The organism is Candidatus Methylobacter favarea, assembly GCF_902806695.1.
In the GTDB taxonomy this organism is placed as follows: domain Bacteria; phylum Pseudomonadota; class Gammaproteobacteria; order Methylococcales; family Methylomonadaceae; genus Methylobacter_B; species Methylobacter_B favarea.
Map to the genome: position 1 here is coordinate 80168 of NZ_CADCXN010000113.1, position 21676 is coordinate 101843.

At 50.6% G+C, this 21676-nt stretch carries 17 protein-coding genes; 5 read left to right on the forward strand and 12 right to left on the reverse strand.

Annotated features, from left to right (window positions below; genetic code table 11):
- Nucleotides 1-6 precede the first annotated feature (6 nt).
- From HUX64_RS17580 to HUX64_RS17635, 12 genes are all read right to left on the reverse strand, one after another.
- Nucleotides 7-1989, reverse strand: coding sequence for a YdbH domain-containing protein (locus HUX64_RS17580; protein WP_246247108.1), 1983 nt, complete (start codon nt 1987-1989; stop codon nt 7-9).
- A gap of 594 nt (nt 1990-2583) precedes the next feature.
- The gene (locus HUX64_RS17585; RefSeq protein WP_174627505.1) at nt 2584-3576 is read right to left on the reverse strand and encodes a helix-turn-helix transcriptional regulator; all 993 of its coding nucleotides are present in this window, start codon (nt 3574-3576) and stop codon (nt 2584-2586) included.
- 27 nt (nt 3577-3603) lie between these two features.
- A complete protein-coding gene (locus tag HUX64_RS17590) occupies nt 3604-3954 on the reverse strand; it encodes a nucleotidyltransferase domain-containing protein (RefSeq protein WP_246247109.1) in 351 nt (116 codons plus the stop codon).
- Nucleotides 3941-4351: a nucleotidyltransferase substrate binding protein gene (locus tag HUX64_RS17595; protein ID WP_174627506.1), complete on the reverse strand. Its 411-nt coding sequence runs from the start codon at nt 4349-4351 to the stop codon at nt 3941-3943. Before HUX64_RS17595 ends, HUX64_RS17590 begins: the two co-directional genes overlap by 14 nt.
- A gap of 106 nt (nt 4352-4457) precedes the next feature.
- Entirely contained in the window at nt 4458-5084 is a 627-nt protein-coding gene (locus HUX64_RS17600; RefSeq protein ID WP_174627507.1) for a hypothetical protein, read from the reverse strand.
- A gap of 420 nt (nt 5085-5504) precedes the next feature.
- Nucleotides 5505-6230: an endonuclease NucS domain-containing protein gene (locus HUX64_RS17605; RefSeq protein ID WP_174627508.1), complete on the reverse strand. Its 726-nt coding sequence runs from the start codon at nt 6228-6230 to the stop codon at nt 5505-5507.
- Between the two features lie 164 nt (nt 6231-6394).
- Nucleotides 6395-8605, reverse strand: a complete 2211-nt coding sequence (locus HUX64_RS17610; protein WP_174627509.1) for an AAA family ATPase — start codon at nt 8603-8605, stop codon at nt 6395-6397.
- A 517-nt stretch (nt 8606-9122) separates the two neighbouring features.
- Nucleotides 9123-9782 carry a peroxiredoxin gene (locus tag HUX64_RS17615; protein WP_174627510.1) on the reverse strand — a complete coding sequence of 220 codons (660 nt, stop codon included), beginning with the start codon at nt 9780-9782 and terminating at the stop codon, nt 9123-9125.
- Between the two features lie 377 nt (nt 9783-10159).
- On the reverse strand, nt 10160-11083 hold the full coding sequence (locus HUX64_RS17620) for a malate dehydrogenase (RefSeq protein WP_174627511.1): 924 nt from the start codon (nt 11081-11083) through the stop codon (nt 10160-10162).
- 342 nt (nt 11084-11425) lie between these two features.
- On the reverse strand, nt 11426-12544 hold the full coding sequence (locus HUX64_RS17625; protein WP_174627512.1) for a helix-turn-helix domain-containing protein: 1119 nt from the start codon (nt 12542-12544) through the stop codon (nt 11426-11428).
- Between the two features lie 6 nt (nt 12545-12550).
- Complete coding sequence (locus HUX64_RS17630; RefSeq protein WP_246247110.1) at nt 12551-13183, reverse strand: hypothetical protein; 633 nt, start codon at nt 13181-13183, stop codon at nt 12551-12553.
- A 745-nt stretch (nt 13184-13928) separates the two neighbouring features.
- Nucleotides 13929-14108, reverse strand: a complete 180-nt coding sequence (locus tag HUX64_RS17635; RefSeq protein ID WP_174627513.1) for a hypothetical protein — start codon at nt 14106-14108, stop codon at nt 13929-13931.
- A 32-nt stretch (nt 14109-14140) separates the two neighbouring features.
- Here HUX64_RS17635 and HUX64_RS17640 point away from each other — a divergent pair, with 32 nt between their 5' ends.
- The 5 genes from HUX64_RS17640 to HUX64_RS17660 form a co-directional block, all read left to right on the forward strand.
- Nucleotides 14141-15904, forward strand: a complete 1764-nt coding sequence (locus HUX64_RS17640; RefSeq protein ID WP_174627514.1) for a thiamine pyrophosphate-requiring protein — start codon at nt 14141-14143, stop codon at nt 15902-15904.
- 9 nt (nt 15905-15913) lie between these two features.
- Nucleotides 15914-17029, forward strand: a complete 1116-nt coding sequence (locus tag HUX64_RS17645; RefSeq protein WP_174627515.1) for an enolase C-terminal domain-like protein — start codon at nt 15914-15916, stop codon at nt 17027-17029.
- Nucleotides 17030-17080: 51 nt separating this feature from the next.
- A complete protein-coding gene (locus tag HUX64_RS17650) occupies nt 17081-19969 on the forward strand; it encodes an FAD-binding and (Fe-S)-binding domain-containing protein (RefSeq protein WP_174627516.1) in 2889 nt (962 codons plus the stop codon).
- 140 nt (nt 19970-20109) lie between these two features.
- Nucleotides 20110-21156: an SDR family oxidoreductase gene (locus HUX64_RS17655; protein ID WP_174627517.1), complete on the forward strand. Its 1047-nt coding sequence runs from the start codon at nt 20110-20112 to the stop codon at nt 21154-21156.
- Between the two features lie 231 nt (nt 21157-21387).
- On the forward strand, nt 21388-21676 hold a 289-nt coding region (locus tag HUX64_RS17660), incomplete at its 3' end, for a sensory rhodopsin transducer (RefSeq protein WP_174627518.1).

Sequence of the window (21676 nt, forward strand, 5' to 3'; positions counted from 1 at the left end):
TCTCAATTATTCTATGATTACTTCGTCTGATGCCGTAATGCGGCTTAAGCGCTCCATCAATACGTCCCAGTCGACCTGGGGATTATAGCCGATTACATTAATTCTCGGCAGACCGCCGCCGGTAATAATGGCATAACCCGAACCGGTTGCTTCTACACCCATTAATTGACAGACACCGTCATGCAAATAACAGCCCAGGCCGAGTTTGCCGTAGCCGAAGGTTTCAAACAGGCTTAAGAAACTTCGGGACAATACGCCGGCAGCGCCTCCGCCGCCGATGCTGGCAATGCTTTTTACCGCTTTTTGGCTGATCCTGTGAGTCGAATCATCGTCATCCGGCGTTCCCAGCCAGGCGAAAAAACTGAGCGGCCGCCAGTTTTCCAAGGTTAATTCCCTGACAAATCCTGACAGCTTGCCGGTAATGCTGCCAAATTTAAACTTGCCGGTTAATTGCTCGAGATCCAGATTGTCAATTTCCACATCGCTGTGAAATCTTGAAATATCAGTAAATAATCCTGATGCAGCAAGATTGCTGATCTTAACTGCACCATCAAAAACTTTTATGATCAGCTCCCCGCCCAGACGCAAGGTTTTGTCCCGGTAAGTCACGCCGGGAATAGCGCCGCTAATGGTTCCCGACAGCGGCGTCCAGTTTAAAGCCCTGGACAACTGCTCCAGCGACACATTGCTCATATTGCCGTCGAAGTAAATCTCGGGCTCTTGCTGTTTTTTTGCCTGCAAACTAAATTGATTAATGGCGATTGTCCCGCCCAGAAAAGGCAGCCTGGTTTTTTCAAGAACCTTGAAACTGTTTGCCTTGCTCAGAAATAAAAGTCTGGCCGGCCCTATAGGCAAATTGCGGACATTCAGTTGCTGCCAGGACAAATCTGACGGTTTATCAAATGACTCATCGACAGACCAGTTAATCGTGCCCACACCGCCCCTGACTCCGGCGCGGCCTGCGGCATCTTTAATTTCAAGGTTACTGACTGCCGCCGACAAAGCGGTTAGCGATTGTTGGACAATAGAAAAATCAGCTTGCAAATTACCCGCCAGTGAAACACCTTCCCAGGCAGTCTGCTCAAAGAACGGCTTCAGATAAACTGAAGACAATAGCTGCAGATCTTCGCTGCGCAGCGACAAATCGGCTTTTTCTATGTTTACGCCATCCTTATAACTGACAATCCCATTGCCGCTTAAATCAGCAGCCAGAGAATGGCTATAATTTGCCGACTGGATTTCAATTCGTTTGCTGGCTTCATCCCACCTGCCCTGCGCATCCCAACTTATACTTTGTTTGCCGGCGTCAAGATAAAGCGGCTCGATATAAAGCGCGCCCTCGATCAGGCTGGACTGATTTTGCCAGCGCCATCCATTTTTATGGTTTTGAGCATTCACATGTGTTTTCAGCGTTAATGACTCCGTAGCAAAGCGGCCGTCTTTTGTCTGCACGGTCAGGCCGTCAAGCCGGGCATTCAGTGAAAATGTCTTTAAGAATGTCTGACTGCCGGACGCATCCAGCTTAAAACTGATTTTGCCCCCTGTAGGGTCAAAGGATTTTAGCTGCAACAGTTTCCGGATTAACCTGCCGTCCACAGCCTTGGCATTAACCTGCAACCGCCACTGATTGCCCTGCTCATCGCCGTCAACGGCAAATGTACCGCCGGCCAGTTGCAAACCGGTCAGCTTGAGTGAAGTGCGGTTCTGGCTTATTAAAAATGAGAAATTAAACGATGGCGACTGCCAGCGCTTTGAATGAATCTTCGCCCTGCCCTGTCTGCACAATAATTCCTCGTTGCGCCAGCTAAAGGCAGTACAGCGGATATTGACCAGCTTCAGATCATTAAAAGGTTTCGGCAAACTGAGTTGATCGATGGTTAAAGCCAGTTTTTGCGGGCTTTGGGTTAAATCGGTCAAGGCTATGTTCACGCCTGCCAGTTTCCAGTTTTTGAAATTTATTACTCCGGCATTAATTGATACAGCATCCAAGGCATTTGCAACGGGGAGTAATAAAATAAAAACAAGGCTTATGAAAATCCTGATCATTAATTATGAGTTTAAGCCTTTTTGATTTAACTGAGATCTTTCGCAAAGTTATGATAGGGTTGACTCATGAAGACCTTAATTATTCTTGAAACAAACAGCGCTAAAACTGCAACAGAAAACGTAATTAAAGCCCGTGCACCTACGATAACGGCAACTGTAAGGAAAGGCAACCAGCCAAAGTCTACAACGAGAAAAAAGCGGTATTTACAGCAAGAAAGCTGCATTTAACAAACTCCCAACTTACCGTTTCCATGACGCATGCCCTTAGCGGTGACTTGGCTATTATGGAATTTAATTAAATTATCAGCCTATTCCATAAGCAACTTTCTGGACAGATAATTTACCCAGGCCTGGTGATCCCGGCTTATTTACTTTGGCGCTTAAAGCGGAACAAAAGATCGGCAATTGACTAATGCTGAAGGCTTGATAGGCCTTTATCAAGAAAGATAAGACTCAGGCGAATGATTGAGAACCCGTAAACACGGCTTCATACTCTGATGAGATAATCGGCTGGACTCCAAAAGCCAAGCCTTCACATCACGAGCAATACAATAAATTTAAGGCGCGCGCTGCCGCGACAAATTCCTCACGCAAAGACAGGGGTTCCAGAACCTCAACATCAGCGGCAAAACTGCGCAGCCACCAGCGCAGTTGCAACGTGTCTTTTACCGTGGCTTGCAGTTGAAAAGATGACTCGTCAATCCGGGTAACCTGCTGATCAACGCTCAACGGCGTTTCGGACAAATGCTTTTTTACCCGGTCATTGATTTTAAGGGTGAGTTGCATTGATTGCCCGGGAATGAGTGGATAGTCGAACTCACCTTCGGCAATATAACGATCTAATGAAAAACCGCTGGGTACAGTGGTTGCCTTATCGATTAACGCGGCTTCCGAAAACCGGTGCATGGCCAGCTGTTTAATATCGTGATAATCCCGCAGCGTGGCCGCCAAATATACGGAGCTTCCTTTAAATATCAGGCCCAAAGGATTAACTTCGTAGGTTTTGAGTTCATCCTTGCGGGGCCGATAGGTAGCTGTGAAGCGGCGGCTTTTCAAAAGCGCCTCGTAAACCACCGTCAGTACGGCGTCATCAATCCTGGCCGGTAATAAGGTTTGGGTGTTGGAAATAATGCGCACCTTATCAGCCCAGTTCGCCAAAGGCGTGGCTTTTAAAGTACGGTCGGCCAAAGTGAAGTAAGCGGCCAACTGGTCTTTAACGGAGTGCGGCAATAAATGCTTTAAAAACTGCTCAACCAGCTTGAAAGTCAGCGCCTCATCCGCCGTCATCAAGGGTAATTGCAAGCGCGGCGCATGCTTCGGCCAGAACCAGCATAAGGGTTTGGAACCTTCGGAACTGGTAAATGGAAACAAACCGGAGGCGGACAGTTTATTCAAATCCCGCTGCACTGTTCGGATATCCATTTGGTAGCCTTTATCCCGCAGCTTTTTCAGCAAATCGGGCGTGGAAATGCTGCCCGGCGCTCTCGGGATTAAGAGCAGCATTTGGAAGTAGCGGAGGAGGGTGTTCATTGATGAGATAAGCGCCAGGGTTGGTATTTAAGTTGCCTCGAACTCATCACGTTGATAAAACACCTGCCCGACACGCTGGATATGATCCAATAAATCGGTATTATCAATTTGCGCGTGCAGTGATAAATCCACCGTGTAAGGCAGCAGTAAATCGTCTATTTCTGTTTCAATCCGGTCAAGCCGGGTATAGGTTAAGGCATCGCCGAACAGCGTCAGATCAATATCAGAGCCGGGGCGGTATGTACCCTTTGCCCGCGAGCCATACAAAACGGCTTGCCTGATCTCCGGGTGCCGGGCAAACACCTTCTGAATGGCGCTGATTGTGTGCGGTTTTAATCCGAACCGGTCATTCGCTGAAGCTGTGTCAATCGTCATCATTCGGCAAATTCCGCAGGGTGTCTCGCAGCTCGACAAACAATCCGAAAAAGCGCTGCTTTATGTTAGCGGCGATCGAATCCGCTGTTTCCTGATTATAGGTATGGCTGGTGCGGTTGCGATCGCGAATCATATCCATCCAGCTATCGCCGTCCCGGATTAATTCCAGCTTGAACGCCGCCCGGGTTGCATCCTTCGAGCCGTGAATATTTTGATGACCCTTTTCCAGCAAATAATCGCGCAAGACATTCCATGCCAACTCATGCGTATACTCAAACGCCTGAATCAAGCCCTGCTCTTCCAGCTCGTTAAGCTCGCCTTTATCGATAAATTTTGTTAACTGCGCAAGCGCGTTTTGATAATTGGCAAAGCGTTGTTTCCAGCGGGAGTCTTGGATCATGGATGATAAGGTGTTTAGAATGCAGTGGCTAAGAATAGATTGGTTTTTAATACATTATTAAATGGTGGTTCGTGGATGAGTAACCATCCTATAAGTTCTAATCTACTTACTCATCGAATTCTATTGGTAAATACGCCTTGCTAATTAATTTTGGACTGTTGTCCTGAAAAACTTGACCTCTACCATGAGGTTTTACCAAAAAACGAATCGCATCCTTAACATCAATGTCGGAGGAAGTATTGTTTCCATACGCGACTCTGCTCGAACCTATTTTATTAACAGGATTAAATAGTGTTAAAGCAGAGGCTGCACAAACAATAAGCTCATCGCGTTTGCATAAGCTTTCCACATCCAGTTGCATCATACTATTCATAAAGTTAAGATCTATCAGCGTACTGGGCATCCAGTCCATAATATTTCTATACGCCAGTACCCAAACTATATTGGTCCTCCAGTGGAGCATCTCAAGAGATCGGTCATTGCAAGTTCCGCCAATCTCACACGCGCCAAAAATTACTCCCTCAACCCTTCTGCCTTTATTCTGTTCCACGGCATTACCTATAATATCGCTTATCCTCGAGAAGTTTATATTTCCTAAACGCTTTCCATAGCCATGAGATGCAACGTAAATAAATAATCGATCTTGTTGAGCTGTCAGCAAGTGATCTAAGGATTTTTCAAAACTTTTTGCATCGTTAAAGTTCATGTAGTAAACCTGAACTTCTTCATTCAAGCGTGACAGCCCTTCAAAGAAAGGTAATACAGATGCCTGATTTCCGTTTTGCTCATCTAAATTCCACCAAATATTTTCTAAGAGACTGTTTGGAAATTATTAAACCAGACCACGTCTGGCGTGGCATCTGACCATAAACATCAATTTAGCAATTAGAAAACCCCAAAGCCTTGCCCCATCTGGCCTGGCTTCGGAGTTTCCAAACAGCTTCTAAAATTAGTATTGCTTTATTCGCCATAATTTGTCCACTGTAAATTGAATCAGGTATTGGAATTGGAAAAGACATGAGGTACAAACAGCTTTATCGCTTGCCCATAGGTTCATCATCAATCTAGGGGTAAAGCGTTGCCTCCCTAGGCTGCTGAGGCGGAACCACCTTATGAGTTAAGTTAAGCATGCAAACGAACTCTTACTATGAGTTTATATAATTGCCACTGGCTCAACTGAAAACGACATTTTGTACTGCATAAGCTGTAGCTCAGGCACCCTGGATGCTCCGCGCTGCAATGCAGGGGATATTTCATTTGCAATAACGATTCCTCTGCATCGACCCATTTTTAGGTTACTGTCGACCCAACCCATGTAACAAACAATTTGACCAAGGACTCTCTCCTTTCCACGAGAAACTTTCAATTCAATCACTACCGGTTTATTGTTCCTATCAATTGCCAATATGTCTATTCTTCCACCATCGATTTGAAACTCTCGCCCACTAATTCCATCGCGATTATAAAGCTTTAAACCTGGCTCAATTTTATCCAGATTATTATTGCTAAGAAAATCCCTTAGATGATTCTCCATTATTTTATCCATTATTTCAATAGCTTGGCCGCTTTGATCGTTTTGCTCATCTTCATCCGGATCGTCTTCCCCATTAACCAAAAAATCTTCGTAATCTTCCCTGATCTTTTCAATAAATTTAAGATTTTTTATTCCGCTCTCTTCACGTCCTTCTTGCCAATGTTTTTCAATGAACTCATCAAGAAGGTTATTTTTTCGAAATAGATACGCAAGGTTCCCTCTTTTAACACTAGTCTTAATTGACCTATCCCATGTAATTGGCATTTTGTGAATTTTTGTTGCCTCAGCTTCAAGGTTTTTTTCTTTGGCGAATTTATACGCAGGTTTAACTGGAAATGTAAGCATGTCTTTATTTTCCTTTGATAGTTGAATAATTAATTATCAGATAAAGTCTGTCCGATAAGTTGATAAGATTAAGGTAGGAGGGACGGGCGGGACTTGATCGACATTAAGCCCCGCCTTATCCTCTAAATCTAAATTTGCTTTTAATAAAGCGTAGTCAACTGCAACTAGATTACAAAACCAATCTGCGATAACGTTTCGCCCTTGGCTTTACACTCCTGCTCCAGCACGGCAATTATCCTTTCCGGTTCCGGCGTTTTGCCCAGCACCGCTGCTTGCCGGCTGACCACGGCAAAGTCGCCGGGCGTGAGTTTGGTCAGGCGATGAAGCTGTTGTTTTAGCATAGCCAACGCCTCCGAATTTACCGGCAGTCTGCCGCCCAGGCGTTGGCTTTCCTGCTGGAACAAGGCCCAGCGCTGCTCGGGCCTCAGGTAATCGAATTTCACCTTGAAATCGAAACGGCGCAAGGAAGCCGCATCCAGCTTGTCCATCAGGTTGGTGGTGCAGATGAAAATGCCGGAGAAGATTTCCATCTGGGTGAGCATTTCGTTGACCTGGGTAATTTCCCAGGAGTGACCGGCACGACTGCGCTCGCACAATAGGCTGTCGGCTTCGTCCAGCAACAGAATGCCGCCCTGTTTTTGCGCATCGGCAAACAGGCGGGCAATGTTTTTTTCGCTGCCGCCCACATACTTGTCGAGCAGGTCGGAGGCGCGGTTGACATGCAACTGCACGCCGAGAGTTTCAGCGATATGCCGGGCTAAGGCGGTTTTGCCGGTGCCGGGGGCTCCGTAAAAACAGAAGCTGCCGCGCGGGTTTTGTTGAAGGCCGGTTAACAGCAGTTCCAAATCCATATCGGTATTGGTAAAGGTTCGGTCGTATCGGGTCCAGGCCGGGGTTTTTGACAGGCTGCTTTTTTGCTTGAGCAAGCGCATGCTGGCTTCCAGCACCCGCTCGGCAATCTGCTCGGTTTTAATGGTCGCCCGTTTTTGCGCGGCTTTAGCGATTGAACAGGCTTGTTCGATTTGCGCCGGTGTCAGCTGCGCTTGGCTGATCAGCTTTTCGCGCCAGACGTCATCCACCTTCAAGCCTTTGCTGTATTTATTCACGATACGCCGTCTAATCGAAGCAGGCATTTTGTCGATTTCGACCGAGTAGCTAAATCGGCGCAAATAGGCTTTATCCATACCCTGGGTACGGTTGCTGATCCAGATCACCGGCACCGGATTATTTTCCAGCTGCTGATTGATCCAGGCTTTATCGCCTTGTCCGCTGGATGGCTCATCATCTTCGTCATCGTCGAAAAAGAAGCTGTAACGGGGCGGAAAGACGTCTTCCGCCTCATCGAACAGCAGCAGACTTGCTTGTCTTTTGCTCAGCATTTTCTGGCTGAGATTGCAGGCGGCAAAGCGGGCGCTGCCGCGCAAAACATTACCTTCCTGATCGGCGCATAATACTTCGTAAAGAGGAGTATTCAGGGTTTGCGCCAACAGCTTGGCAAACTGGGTTTTGCCGACGCCGGGAGGCCCGTAGATCAGTATATTGACGCCCCTCTGTTTTTCATCAAGCGCTGTGCGCAGGTAAGGCTGCAATACCTCCAGGTCATTTTGCAAATGGGCATAATCCTCAATGACCAGTTGGGTGCGGCCGGCGGGTTTAAAAAAATTAGCGCACAACGCTTCTGCACTGTCGTGTTCGCGTAGCAGAATGTCCAGCAAACCATCGTCAAGTATCAGTTTATTCTCCAGGTCGACCAGGCCGGGATGGATTTTTAACCAGCCCATTTGCAGCAATTGGCTGCCAGGTTGCAGGGCTTTCCGGATTTCCCTGGCAGGTCGGGTTGTCATCAAGCGCAAGTAATCGACGGTGGATGGCATGCTGCAGGTGACGCAATAATCAGTCACTGTATCCCGGAACACTTCCAGCAAGGGCATCAGCAAACGCAGCACCAATATCTCGTTTTCGGCCATACTGAGTTTTAAGGCCGTGCTCAGCAAGCGTATATTTCCGAACAGCGCTTCCGACGCCGCTATACCTTCACTCAGCAGCTTGGTCAACTGGCGCCGCATGTATCTCAATAACGCTGGCCTGCTGGCTCTATCTATTAACGGCAAATTTTCGTAGCTGCTCAAATCATGGGGGTTAAACTCGTGATCGCCAAGACTATTAAATTCATCCAATCCGGTAATTCTGCCAAGATCATCATCAAAAAAATTGCGTATATGGCCTAGTTTCAAGCTTTTTTGTAAACCCAAAGCAAGCCGCAACAGGTAAACAGCCGCCAGACGCTGATAGGCTGCATATTGATTGCGCTCTTCGCTGCTTTGCCGTGTGGTATGTACAAGGCGCATAAAATCGGGGAGGTAGTTGTGAGTCATGACTGATTCCGGAATGATTGTGGTTGATGACAGAAATCAGTATATAGAGACAAGCGACATTTCTGGTCGCTACTAGGAGAAACTAGAACAATTTTATCTATATTTTTAAGTGTTGTTTTTTCCTCAAAAGGGTTGCTGGCAGAATTGATTTTTACCGATCATAACGCAATTTGATCTGACACACAGGGGTTACTCTAAAATCGACAAGCCTCATCAAGTAGTTTCAGAAGGTCAGCATTAGAATAATAGTGAGGATTGGAAGCTCTGCTTTACGGGCATCGGACGCCCCGTATCCGCGGAAAGCTGAATATTCTGCCTTTCGTAATGCCCAAACCGGACTATGGAAAGGATGCAACCCCTGTCTGTTGGGCAGCGCAAGGGTATGGGGTAGGCAAGGCTTTTAAACGTTGCTGTTTATATCTCAAGCCAAACCTACCCCGCTTGAATTGGCATGCGAGGTCAGAGCTACGCGCAAGGCGCCGCACATAATTTAGCAATCACCGTTGGCATTCCCTTTTCAACGAGGCTGCTTTACCAGGCGCAGATAAGGCTTAAGCGTTTTCCAGCCTTCCGGATATATTCCTTTGGCCTCCTCATCGGTTACCGAGGGCACGATGATGACGTCCTCGCCTTCTTTCCAGTTGACCGGCGTTGCGACCTTGTGTTTGGCAGTTAACTGCATTGAATCCAGCACCCGCAGGATTTCATCAAAGTTGCGGCCTGTGGTCATCGGATAGGTAAGCATCAGCTTGATTTTTTTGTCCGGGCCGATAATAAACACAGAACGCACGGTTGCATTAGTGGCCGCTGTTCGGCCATCCGAGGTGCCGGCTTCTTCAGCGGGCAGCATGTTGTACAGCTTTGCTACGGCCAAGTCGCTATCGCCAATTATGGGATAGTTAACCGCACACCCTTGTGTTTCTTCAATATCCTTGGCCCATTTTGAGTGATTGTCGACCGGGTCTACGCTTAAGCCGATAATTTTGCAGTTTCGTTTTTTAAATTCAGGCTCCAGTTTTGCCATGTAGCCCAATTCTGTTGTGCATACCGGCGTAAAGTCTTTGGGGTGGGAAAACAGTATCGCCCAGCCATCGCCGATCCACTCATGAAAATTTATTACGCCTTGAGTTGTATTGGCCGTGAAATTTGGTGCTTCGTCATTGATTCGGAGTGCCATGTTGATTCTCCTGTAATATTTATAAATTTCGATTGTAATAAAGAGGTGTCGCTGGAATGTTATTGCCAACATCCTGCTACCCAGGCCGCCTATGAAAAACCGAAAATAACAGCTTCATGTCAGCCCACCGTTTCAAATCCTATTAGACGACAATTTCAATTTTCCATCCAGAAAAAAATTAAGAACGCAAAAAAATATTTAAGCGCTTTTGCTAGAATTTTGCACGTTTTGCAGCCGAGTTTATGTGCTCACGCTCAATCGCCGGGAGCACAGATTGAGGAATGCCGGTAAATGTAGCCAGCTTATCCCAAGGAAATAACAGGTCGGCACGGTCCGGATGAGGTATTTTTCGATTATTAATTGATTTTGCTCAAGAATTAACCCACCAGATCGGGTATGAGCGATACAATCCCGCGTTTAACGGCCGCCGCAGCCGTTTGCAGGCTTTGCAGCTCATCGGCATTCATTTCAGGATGCAAATGACGAATAATGCCGCTTCGGCCTACCACTACGGGAATACTGAAGCAGTTGTCCCGAATACCCATCCAGTCATCGAACCGGGTCGCCAGCGGCATGGTGCGGTATTCGTCGAAAATCACGGCTTCAATGACCATGCTCGCGGCTGTGGCGATAGCATGATTGGTATAGCCCTTGAGCCGGTAAACCTCAAATCCGGCTTCGATAACCTGAGTGAATAGCTCCCGGTGACGGGGCGTATCGCGAATAAGTTCTCCGCCCGCTTCGGCGCTGCTCAGTATTGGAAGCTGGTTGGGACCGTGCTCGCCGAGAATGTAAGTGCGCAAATCATCCGGATGAATATGTTCTTCATGCGACAGCAAGGCGCGAAACCGGGCGGAATCGACCAAGGTTCCGACACCCATTACCCGAGACGGTAAGAAGCCGGATAATTTGGCGGCGGCATAAGTCATTACATCCACGGGATTGGTAACAATAACCAGAATGGCATTCGGGTTGCTGGCGGCCAGCATGGGAATCAATTCCCTGAACATGGCTATATTTTTATCGCCCAATTGCAGACGCGAGGTAAAAATCTGACCTTCGGTAGCAACCGATGCCGTAATCACAATAATATCGGCATCGCTTACTTGCTGATTGGCGCAGGCTTCGATGCGCATGGGCCGCGAGCAAAAAGACATGGTGTGTTGCAGATCCAGGGCGTCACCCCTGGCTTTTTCCAGGCTGCGGCCGGCGATAATAAGATGGCCGCAAGACTGTTTGAGAACGAGGGCGTAAGCAATACTGGAGCCCACGCGCCCGGTTCCGATAATGGCAATTTTCATAAATGAATAACCGTGTCAGTTTTATTTTGGGATACATGAAAATACACGTTATTTAACCCGGTATTGATAACATGTCCTGAAGTTAAATGTATGATGTCTTTTGGATCCTGGAAAGATAAAACAGGCGATCAAGCCAGACCTCATCGATAAAAAGGCCTGTTCATGCCTTCCCAGGCTTACCCGAGCTGTTCAGAAATCTTTTGAGCCTGTGGTGCATCAAGTCTTTTCAGATCGAGCTTTTCGAAGATCCCGAGGATACGATAATAACTCGTTCCTTATTCAAGGCGGCTAATAACTGGAAGCCGGCCTGAACCTTTAGGGGACAGCGCTTTTATGGCGCGGCTATTTGACCACATGCAGATGGACAGGCTTGCTGCGGTTAAGACTGATAAGCGGCTGTGTGCTGCTGACCGCGCTCAGCATCAGGCCGAAGGTCACCTGTTCAATCTCGGCCGGATCTACCTGCAACTCCCTGGCAACGTCATGTTTGCTGAGGCCGTCCTCGCGAAGTGCTGAAAATACCTTGGCCAGCACCTGCGACATTTCGTGAGGAGCGCTTTCAGGCTCCCTGCTCCGGTAGCCGGCCTCGGAAAGCTGAATACACAGCGTGCGATACATCCAGTCGGTAGTCAGACCCAGGGCATGCAGCCGGTAATTAAGGGCCGCTACCGAAACGGTCCAATAGCTTTTATGCGCAATCAGGTGGGGCAGAGTCGGCAGTTTCGGCGCATGAGCGAGAATGCTGCGCCTTGGCATCAGAAAGGCCGAGGCGAATGCATTGGCTTCGCGCTCGATATGTTGTCCTTGCGGTTCGCCATGGCGGTGAAGCACCAGATGCCCCAGTTCGTGGGCGGCATCAAACCGGCAGTGTTCAGCCGATTTTAGCGTGTTCAGGAATACCAAAGGCTTGCCGCCCTGCCACAGCGAAAAGGCATCCACTTCTTTAGCCTCAATCGCCAGCGAAAACACCCGGACGCCTCTGGATTCGAGCAAATAGATCATGTTCTTGACCGGCAGCTCGCCCATGCGCCAATGATAACGCAGGGCTTCGGCAGCCGCTTCCGGACTCCGCTCCGATCCTGAGCCTGAACATTCCTGTTCACGGCCAAGATCAGGCAGATCCGGCTGGGGCAAATCAAAACGCTGTTCAATCCATTCATTCAGCATCAGCGCGATATTGCCAACAGCAAGCGCCATATTCCGCTGCTTTGCTGTCATTTTGCCAAGGGCCCTGAAACTGGCGCTGTCGGGCGACAACTCCTCGATATCATCACCTGAAAAAAAGCCGGCCGGAAAGTTAAGCGCTGCGGCGATGCGGTTCAGGGTCTGCCGGTCCGGGGCCTGGACGCCTTTTTCATAAGCGGCAACCGATTTTTCGCTCACTGCTATTATTTGGGCCAGCGCTTTCCTGGTAAAGCCGCGCCGCTTCCGGGCCAGGGCAAAACGTGTGGCGTTGAACATGAGGACTTACCGGACTTTGCGTTGGATCGGAATATCAATTTCCGGATTTTGAGAGATGCGCACTTCGAAGGGTTTGTCACCCCGATACAAGGGCCGCAATAAGATGCGCTCCTTCCAGCCTCTTATCTTGCCCTCTTCACTGACCACGGACGGCAAAGACAGCTCGCAGCGAATTTCTTCTGCGGTAATGCGGTAAAGCAGAATCCAGGTGGAAAGATTTTTTATTCCGCGGCAAGGCAGCGGGATTAACTCTTCAAACATATCAAGCTGATGGTTATTGATGATCGCTTCGATGGTATTCCTGCCTTTTGGACATTTATTCGACGGCAGGGCCTGGGCAAGGCCGGTGCCCTCATCGCCGGTCACTACTTGTATGGCTATTTCATGGGTGGCGTTAATAGTGAGCTCGTAGTTGCCCAGGTCCGATTTCTGCCAGCCCTCGGGCTTCAATAGCTCGCGGAGAGAAGCGACTGTTTCCGCCCAGGTTGACGTGCCATGGAAAATACGCGGATGATTTGCCGTCAGCCGGGCCCGGGCCAGATAACCCTGCGTCATTGCTTCCTGCAGCAGACTTTCCTTTAGTCCGAGTAGAGCAAGACGTTGATTAACGGCCAGGGCTTCAGCATAAACGGCAGACATTATTACAGTTCCTTGCAGTGGCGGATATATTAAACTTCCCCGTTTTATAGCATAAGTGGAGTTAAAAAGACAGCTGCAGCTTGGCTCTGTAATTATATATTTTGAACAGCGCCTTTTGATTAAGTATGCCCATTGTTTAGCAGCTTCATGCCTGCTTAAGTCTGCTTTCCCTCAAGACAATCTCAGCAGACTTGACCTTCCGGCAGCGGCTAAATCCGGCTGGCGATAGTCTGCAATAGCCTTGTTGAGCAGCCGCATATTTTTATATTTTTCCAAAGCCGGCAGCGTAAATGCCTGGGCTTGTGCGGCCCCGCGTTCTTTTCAACCAGAGTTTTCACCGGCGCCTCATCACTTCAATCGACCCTATCCTGTGCCTTTTAATCAGGGCGCCGCGCCTGGCTCATGGAGTAACAGGCTTTTTATTCTTCAGGATAAAGCCGACTTTCTTGACCCCCCATCTCCCTATAATAGACGCGTGCTCAATTACTTTCTTCTTCCAGCAACTGAAAAATAGTCAATTAAGTTAGCTGGCGTACATAACTTAAAAGAACTTTCCACTATAAGAAGTTAAAAAATAATTATTGCCTGCAATACCCCGAACTTGGCCTGAGAATCATAAGAGTTGATTTAAAGAGCAAGTCGTGATTTCAGGCGTCATTTTTCATTTTTTGGCTCACTTCTGGCCTGGCAAGCCCATCATCGCCCAGGATATGCCTCGGCGGCTTTGCAATCAGGATATCTGCTTTTAATTACCGGGAATTTTTTGGGAGGCTAATATGTCATCAACAGCAAGCAATGCCGTCATCAGGGACATGAAACTTATTGTGCTCAGCCGGGCTGCCGCTGCAAAGTGCAGTCTGGCAATGAATACTGCAGCGTTGATGGCGAGGAGCAGGTGGACGGCGACATATGCTTCTGTGGACATTCAGACTGCCAACTCGAGCAAGAGGAGTCGTCATGAGTAAAAATGTCAGTGATTTTTTAGTGCAGCGTTTATCGGAATGGGGCGTCAAACGCATTTTCGGCTATCCGGGCGATGGCATAAACGGCATTATGGGGGCATTGAACCGCGCCAACGGCAAGATCGACTTCATTCAGGTGCGGCATGAGGAGATGGCGGCTTTTATGGCGTGCGCGCACGCCAAATTCACCGGCGAAGTCGGCGTATGCCTCGCCACTTCGGGGCCCGGTGCGATTCATTTGCTGAATGGCCTGTATGATGCCAAGCTCGACCATCAGCCGGTCGTCGCCATCGTCGGGCAGCAGAAGCGGGCCTCGCTGGGCGGCAATTACCAGCAGGAAGTCGACCTTGTTTCGTTATTTAAAGATGTCGCGCATGAATATGTACAGATGGCTTCGACACCGGCGCAAATGCGCCATTTGGTTGATCGGGCCATGCGCATTGCACAAGCTGAACGCAATGTCTGCTGCATCATCATTCCTAACGATATTCAGGAAATGGAGGCCGAAAAACCGCCTCGCGAGCATGGCAGTGTTTTTTCAGGGCTCGGGTACGCGATGCCGCGCGCTGTACCCCATGCTGAAGAATTGGGACGCGCCGCTGAAGTGCTTAACGCAGGTGAAAAAGTGGCCATGCTGGTCGGCGCCGGAGCGCTGCATGCCACAGACGAGGTAGTGGCAGCGGCCGAATTGCTCGGAGCCGGCATTGCCAAGGCACTGCTGGGTAAAGCCGCCGTGCCCGATGATATTCCATTTGTAACGGGCTCCATCGGCCTGCTGGGCACCAAGCCCAGCTATGACATGATGATGGATTGCGATACGCTGCTGATGGTCGGATCGAGCTTTCCCTATTCCGAATTTTTACCCCAGGAGGGTCAGGCCCGCGGCGTGCAAATCGACATTAACAGCCGCATGATCAGCATCCGCTATCCAATGGAAGTGAATCTGGTCGGCGACAGCGCCGAAACGCTGAGATTGCTGATGCCGTTGTTGACTAAAAAAGAAGATCGCAGCTGGCGCGACCGCATCGAAAAAAATGTCCATAAATGGTGGGAAACAATGGAGGAGCGGGCCATGGAGTCAGCCAACCCTATTAACCCGCAACGCGTTTTCTGGGAATTGTCCGCGCGTCTTCCCGATAATTGCATTATTACTTGCGATTCCGGTTCGGCCGCCAACTGGTATGCGCGGGATCTGAAAATCCGCCAAGGCATGATGGCGTCGCTGTCTGGAGGATTGGCCACGATGGGACCGGGCGTACCTTACGCGATTGCGGCAAAATTCGCGCATCCTGGCCGCGTGGCGATTGCGCTGGTCGGCGATGGCGCCATGCAAATGAATGGCATCAATGAGCTCATTACAATCAGCAAATACTGGCAGCGCTGGAGCGATCCGCGTCTGGTCATTATGGTTCTTAATAATCGGGATTTAAATCAGGTGACATGGGAGCAACGCGCAATGGAAGGCGATCCGAAGTTTAAAGCCTCGCAGGATCTGCCGGATTTCCCCTATGCCCGCCTCGCCGAGCTGATCGGCTTACAAGGCATACGCATCGATCAGCCGGAACAACTCGCTGAGGCCTGGGATCAGGCGCTTGGCGCCAAACGGCCGGTGGTGCTGGAAACCTATACCGACCCTGATGTGCCGCCGCTGCCGCCGCACATCACTTTCAAGCAGGCGAAGGCCTATGCTTCGGCGGTTCTGCAGGGCGATTCTGACTCCATTGATATTATCAAGGCCTCCATGAAACAAATCTTTTAAAAGAAGACAATGTGGCGAACGCACAGTCACCGCTTCAACGGTCCGCCTATTGACAAGCTGCAAGGTTCAGCCTTTCGTATTCCTACGGCCACGCCGGAATCCGACGGCACGCTGGAGTGGACGGCGACCACGCTGGCGCTGGTCGAGGCCCGCGCCGCCGGCACGACCGGCATAGGCTTCAGCTATGCAGATGCAGCCACGGCAAGGCTGATCAATGACAGGCTGGCCGATATTGTGGTAGGTTGCGATGCGCTGTCAGTGGGCTACTGCTGGGAGGCCATGGTTACCGAAATTCGTAATCTGGGTCGGCCGGGTATCTGTTCGATGGCAATTGCCGCCGTTGACAACGCGTTGTGGGATTTGAAGGCCCGTCTTCTCGACTTGTCACTGGTTTCCTTGCTGGGGCAGGTACGAACCTCGGTTCCCGTTTATGGCAGCGGCGGCTTCACCTCCTATGCGATTGCGGATTTGCAGGAACAGCTGGCCGGCTGGACAGACCAAGGCATCGCGCGAGTCAAAATGAAGATCGGCCGCGAGCCGGAACAGGATGTGTCCCGCGTCGCCGCCGCGCGCGCAGCGATCGGGCCGGCCAACGAGCTTTTTGTCGATGCCAATGGCGCCTATTCGCGCAAACAGGCTCTGGCGATGGCGCAGGCCTTTGCCGAAATGGACGTGTCCTGGTTCGAGGAGCCTGTATCCAGCGATGATCTGGAAGGTTTAAGGCTGATTCGCGACCGGGCGCCGCCGGGCATGGACATCAGCGCCGGTGAATACGGCTACGACAGCGTTTATTTTCGCCGCATGCTGCAGGCCGGGGCAGTCGATGTGTTGCAAGCCGATGCTACCCGTTGCGCGGGAATTACCGGTTTCATGCAGGCGGCCGCTCTTTGCCAAGCCTTTAATTTGCCGCTTTCCAGTCACTGTGCGCCATCGATACATGTTCATCCCTGCTGCGCTGCCCAACCGGTACGTCATCTGGAGTATTTTTACGACCATATGCGCATAGAGAAAATGCTATTCGACGGCGCGCTCGAACCGGTAAATGGCGAATTGAAGCCTGATCTTTCCCGTCCGGGTTTAGGACTGGAGTTCAAGCATGCGGACGCGTTGCGTTATGCGGTATGAAGTATGAGCTTCAGGCCTTTTAAATATCATGATTTTTGGGAGGCTTAGTTCATGCCGATCTCCATTCTTGACGACGCCGCGCTCGCCAATGAACTAAGCCGGAATATTCAAGGCGAAGTGCGTTTCGATAACGGCAGCCGCGCCCTTTATGCAACCGACGCGTCCAATTATCGCCAAGTGCCTATCGGCGTAGTCATTCCGAAAACAGTCGACGATGTGATAGCGGCAGTCGCCGCCTGTAACCGGTACGGCGCGCCCATTGTGTCGCGCGGCGGCGGCACCAGTTTAGCGGGGCAGTGCTGTAATGTCGCCGTGGTCATGGATATGTCCAAATACCTGAATCGCATCCTTGCACTCGACCCCGATAAAAAAACCGCCAGGGTCGAGCCCGGCTGCGTACTGGATGACCTTCGCGATGCCGCGGAAAAACATCATTTAACCTTCGCGCCCGATCCGTCGACGCATACGCATAACACCCTCGGCGGCATGATCGGTAATAACTCCTGCGGCGTGCATTCGGTCATGGGCGGTAAAACCGTCGATAACGTCATCGAGCTCGATGTACTGCTCTACGACGGCGCCCGCCTGAAAGTCGGCCAGACCGATATAAAAGAGTTTGAACGGATTGTCGCCGAAGGCGGACGGCGCGGCGAAATATACGCCCGGTTGAAAGCATTATGCGACCAACAAGCCGACCGGATCCGAAGCAGTTACCCGAGAATTCCCCGGCGCGTATCCGGCTATAACCTTGATGAACTGTTGCCGGAAAACGGCTTTAATGTCGCCCGCGCTTTGGTCGGCACCGAAGGCACTTGCGTCGTGATCCTGGAAGCCACGTTGCGGCTGGTCGACAGCCCGCCGTCACGCTCATTGCTGGTGCTCGGTTATCCGGATGTGTTCAGCGCCGGCGACCATGTGCCCGAAGTGCTAAAACATAAGCCTATCGGTCTCGAAGGCATCGATGACCGCTTAGTCGCGGACATGAAAGCCATCAACCTGCATCCCGAAGATATACAGCTATTGCCGGACGGCGGCGGCTGGCTGCTGGCCGAATTCGGCGGCAAGGATAAAAAGGAATCCGACGCACTGGCAACCGCTTGCATGGAAGCGCTAAAGCAAGCAGGCAATCCGCCAACGATGAAACTGTTCGACGATCCGAAACAAGAGAAAATGATCTGGAAAGTGCGCGAGTCCGGCTTAGGCGCAACCGCTCATGTACCGAACAAAAAAATCACCTGGGAAGGTTGGGAAGATGCGGCGGTGCCGCCCGATAAAGTCGGCGATTATCTGCGCGATTTTCGCAAGCTGTTGGAACAGTTTGATTACGCTTGCGACCTGTACGGCCACTTTGGCGAAGGCTGTATACATACCCGGATCGATTTCGACCTGGAAACAAATGACGGCATCCACAACTTTCATTTGTTCTTGAACCAAGCGGCAAATCTGGTTGTTCGTTACGGCGGCTCGTTGTCAGGAGAGCATGGCGACGGCCAATCCAAAGCCGAATTTTTGCCGCTTATGTTCGGCGACGAATTAGTGCAGGCGTTTCGGGAGTTCAAATCGATTTGGGACCCGGACGGAAAAATGAATCCCGGCAAGATTGTCGATGCTTATCTGCCAACTGAAAATCTGCGGCTTGGAACCGATTACAAACCGATACAACCCGCTACGCATTTTCAGTATCCGAAAGACAAAGGCCGGTTCAGCCGAGTCATCCTGCGCTGCGTAGGCATCGGCAATTGCCGCCAGCATCATTCCCAGACCATGTGCCCAAGTTACAAGGTGACTCGCGAAGAGCAACATTCCACCCGCGGCCGGGCGCGATTATTATTCGAGACGATGCGCGGCGAAGTCATCAAGGATTTCTGGCAAAGCGAGGAAATGAAAGAGGCGTTGAATCTGTGCCTGGCTTGTAAAGGCTGCAAAGGCGATTGCCCGGTTAATGTCGATATGGCGACTTACAAGGCCGAGTTTTTGTCGCACTATTACCAGCGCAAACGGCGTCCTCGCGAGGCTTATGCGTTCGGCTGGATTAACCGCTGGGCCATGCTTGCTTCATATGCGCCGGGAGCGGTTAACTGGCTGGCAAAAACGCCCGGTTTTAGCGACCTGATGAAGTCTGTGTCCGGCATGGCGCCGCAACGCAACATTCCGCAATTTGCGCCGGAAACATTCCGACACTGGTTTAGACAACGCACGCCTCAAAATCAAGATAAACCGCCAGTCATTCTTTGGCCGGACACTTTCAACAACCATTTTCATCCTGAAACCGCGATAGCTGCGGTCGAAGTGCTGGAAGCTGCGGGCTTTCAGGTGCGCCTCCCCAATCGGCACATTTGCTGCGGACGCCCGTTATACGATTTCGGCATGCTGGATCGGGCCAAGCACCAGTTGCAGCAGATTCTTAGCGATTTACGGCCGGCAATCGACAGCGGCATTCCGGTTGTCGGCTTGGAACCGGCTTGTATTGCGGTGTTTCGCGATGAGCTGGTGAATCTGTTTCCCAACGATGAAGCCGCGCAGAAATTGAGTCGGCAAACGTATTTCTTCAGTGAGTTTTTGTTAAAGAAAGCGCCGGATTTCAAGTTTCCGAAGCTCGAACGCAAAGCCATACTGCACGGGCATTGCCATCAAAAAGCGATTATTAAAACGGATGATGAACAAATCGTGCTTAGAAAGCTTGGCCTGGATTGCCAATGGTTGGATTCAGGTTGCTGTGGCATGGCCGGTTCGTTCGGGTTCGAAAAAGATAAATATGAAGTGTCAAAGCAGATAGGCGAGCTGGTCTTGCTGCCCGCAGTACGCGCTGCACCGCCTGATGCCCTGATAGTGGCGGACGGTTACAGTTGCCGTGAACAAATCGCGCAAATGACCGGGCAGCACAGTTTGCATAGTGCGGAAGTTATCCGGATGGCGTTGCAGGAGAATCAGCAGGGTTGATTTACCTCGTTTCCACGCAGCGCGCTTATTCCGGCCTACGCCGAGATATATAACAACGAGCGGACTCCGTGGGAACAAGGATCAATAGCTATTTTTCGTGTCTTTCGTGCTTTTCGTGGACAAAGTCAGGAGGTTTCTTCATGAACTACCGGAACTTAAAAAATGCCAGTTCCACGGAACCGCCGGTTGTCGTTATCACCGGTGCCGGTGCCGGCGTCGGTCGCGCGACCGTGCAACAATTCGCCAGGAACGGCGCCCGCCTCGGATTGATCGGCCGTGATCAGTCTCGCTTAGAACAAGCCGCAAATGAAGTGCGCCATTTAGGCGGTGAAGCAGTTATAGCGGCAACGGATGTCGCCGATGCGGATCAGGTCGAAGCGGCGGCCGTGCGTATAGAAGCGGTATTCGGCCCGATCGATATTTGGATCAATAACGCGATGGCGACGATCTATTCGCCATTTCATAAGATTTCTGCAGAAGATTATAAGCGCGCCACCGAAGTCACTTATCTGGGCACTGTCTACGGCACGATGGCCGCGCTCAAGCGCATGACAGCCAGGAATCACGGCATCATCATCCAGGTCGGGTCGGCGCTGGCTTATCGGGCCATTCCGCTACAGTCGCCTTATTGCGGCGCGAAGTTCGCGATTCGCGGCTTTACCGATGCGTTGCGTAGTGAGCTATTGCACGACCGCAGCAAAGTCAGGCTGACGATGGTGCATATGCCGGCCCTGAATACGCCGCAGTTCGATTGGGGCAAGAACCACATGCCGACGCGGCCGCAGCCGGTGCCGCCCATTTTCGAACCGGAGATGGCGGCCAAGGCCATTTACTGGGCAAGTCGTCACAAGCGCCGCGAAGTCTATGTCGGCTGGCCGACCTGGAAAGCGATATGGGCGAACAAATTCGTTCCCGGTTTGATTGATCGCTACTTGGCACGCACCGGTTATGAAGGCCAACAAAGCAAGCTGCCGGCCGATCCGTCAAAGCCAAATAATCTGTGGGAACCTGTAGAAGGCGATTTTGCTGCTCATGGGCGCTTCGATAAATGCGCCAAGCCCGGCACGGCGCAACTGTGGCTTACGCTGTACCGGGAGCCAGTCACATTAGCTTTGCTGGCTGCCGGGCTATGGGCTTGCTGGCGATTGCGTAGCAATAGCATCAGGTTAAAAAATACCGAGAGGTAGCAAATACTTTGAACGGTTACTTTTTACCCCTAAATCACTGCCATGAACTTAAAGTAGGCATATTGGAGCGCAAGCTTTGCTTGCTCTACTGTGAAGGCATGAAGCCTAGGGTTTTGGCAGGCGAAGCCTGCACTCCACCATAAACCGTTTTGGCTTAACTTAATGGCAGTGGTGCGCTACGCAGGAGCGAGTTCAAAGTAAGTTAATAGCTTAAACACAGGAGTGATAAATATGAATATCGGTCACAAACGCTGGGTTATTGCCGACGGATATATTCCGCCGGACAGCACCGGCAGCAGCCGGGAATTAGTCAGCCACGAAGCGATGTGCATCCTGAATTGCAATGCTCAAAATGCCCATGTCGAGGTCACGCTCTATTTCTCCGACCGGGACCCCGTAGGACCGTACCGCTTTAGCGTTAAAGCATTGCGCACCCTACACGTCCGCTTCAACGAATTCACAGATCCGGAGCCGGTTCCGCATAATACCGATTATGCCAGCGTCATCGAGTCGGATATAC

Excerpts from the sequence above, each read along its gene's own strand:
- HUX64_RS17585 (WP_174627505.1), bottom strand. The coding sequence starts at position 3,576 with ATGAACACCCTCCTCCGCTACTTCCAAATGCTGCTCTTAATCCCGAGA.
- HUX64_RS17590 (WP_246247109.1), bottom strand. The coding sequence starts at position 3,954 with ATGATGACGATTGACACAGCTTCAGCGAATGACCGGTTCGGATTAAAA.
- HUX64_RS17595 (WP_174627506.1), bottom strand. The coding sequence starts at position 4,351 with ATGATCCAAGACTCCCGCTGGAAACAACGCTTTGCCAATTATCAAAAC.
- HUX64_RS17605 (WP_174627508.1), bottom strand. The coding sequence starts at position 6,230 with ATGCTTACATTTCCAGTTAAACCTGCGTATAAATTCGCCAAAGAAAAA.
- HUX64_RS17610 (WP_174627509.1), bottom strand. The coding sequence starts at position 8,605 with ATGACTCACAACTACCTCCCCGATTTTATGCGCCTTGTACATACCACA.
- HUX64_RS17615 (WP_174627510.1), bottom strand. The coding sequence starts at position 9,782 with ATGGCACTCCGAATCAATGACGAAGCACCAAATTTCACGGCCAATACA.
- HUX64_RS17620 (WP_174627511.1), bottom strand. The coding sequence starts at position 11,083 with ATGAAAATTGCCATTATCGGAACCGGGCGCGTGGGCTCCAGTATTGCT.
- HUX64_RS17625 (WP_174627512.1), bottom strand. The coding sequence starts at position 12,544 with ATGTTCAACGCCACACGTTTTGCCCTGGCCCGGAAGCGGCGCGGCTTT.
- HUX64_RS17630 (WP_246247110.1), bottom strand. The coding sequence starts at position 13,183 with ATGTCTGCCGTTTATGCTGAAGCCCTGGCCGTTAATCAACGTCTTGCT.
- HUX64_RS17635 (WP_174627513.1), bottom strand. The coding sequence starts at position 14,108 with ATGTCCACAGAAGCATATGTCGCCGTCCACCTGCTCCTCGCCATCAAC.
- HUX64_RS17640 (WP_174627514.1), top strand. The coding sequence starts at position 14,141 with ATGAGTAAAAATGTCAGTGATTTTTTAGTGCAGCGTTTATCGGAATGG.
- HUX64_RS17645 (WP_174627515.1), top strand. The coding sequence starts at position 15,914 with ATGTGGCGAACGCACAGTCACCGCTTCAACGGTCCGCCTATTGACAAG.
- HUX64_RS17650 (WP_174627516.1), top strand. The coding sequence starts at position 17,081 with ATGCCGATCTCCATTCTTGACGACGCCGCGCTCGCCAATGAACTAAGC.
- HUX64_RS17655 (WP_174627517.1), top strand. The coding sequence starts at position 20,110 with ATGAACTACCGGAACTTAAAAAATGCCAGTTCCACGGAACCGCCGGTT.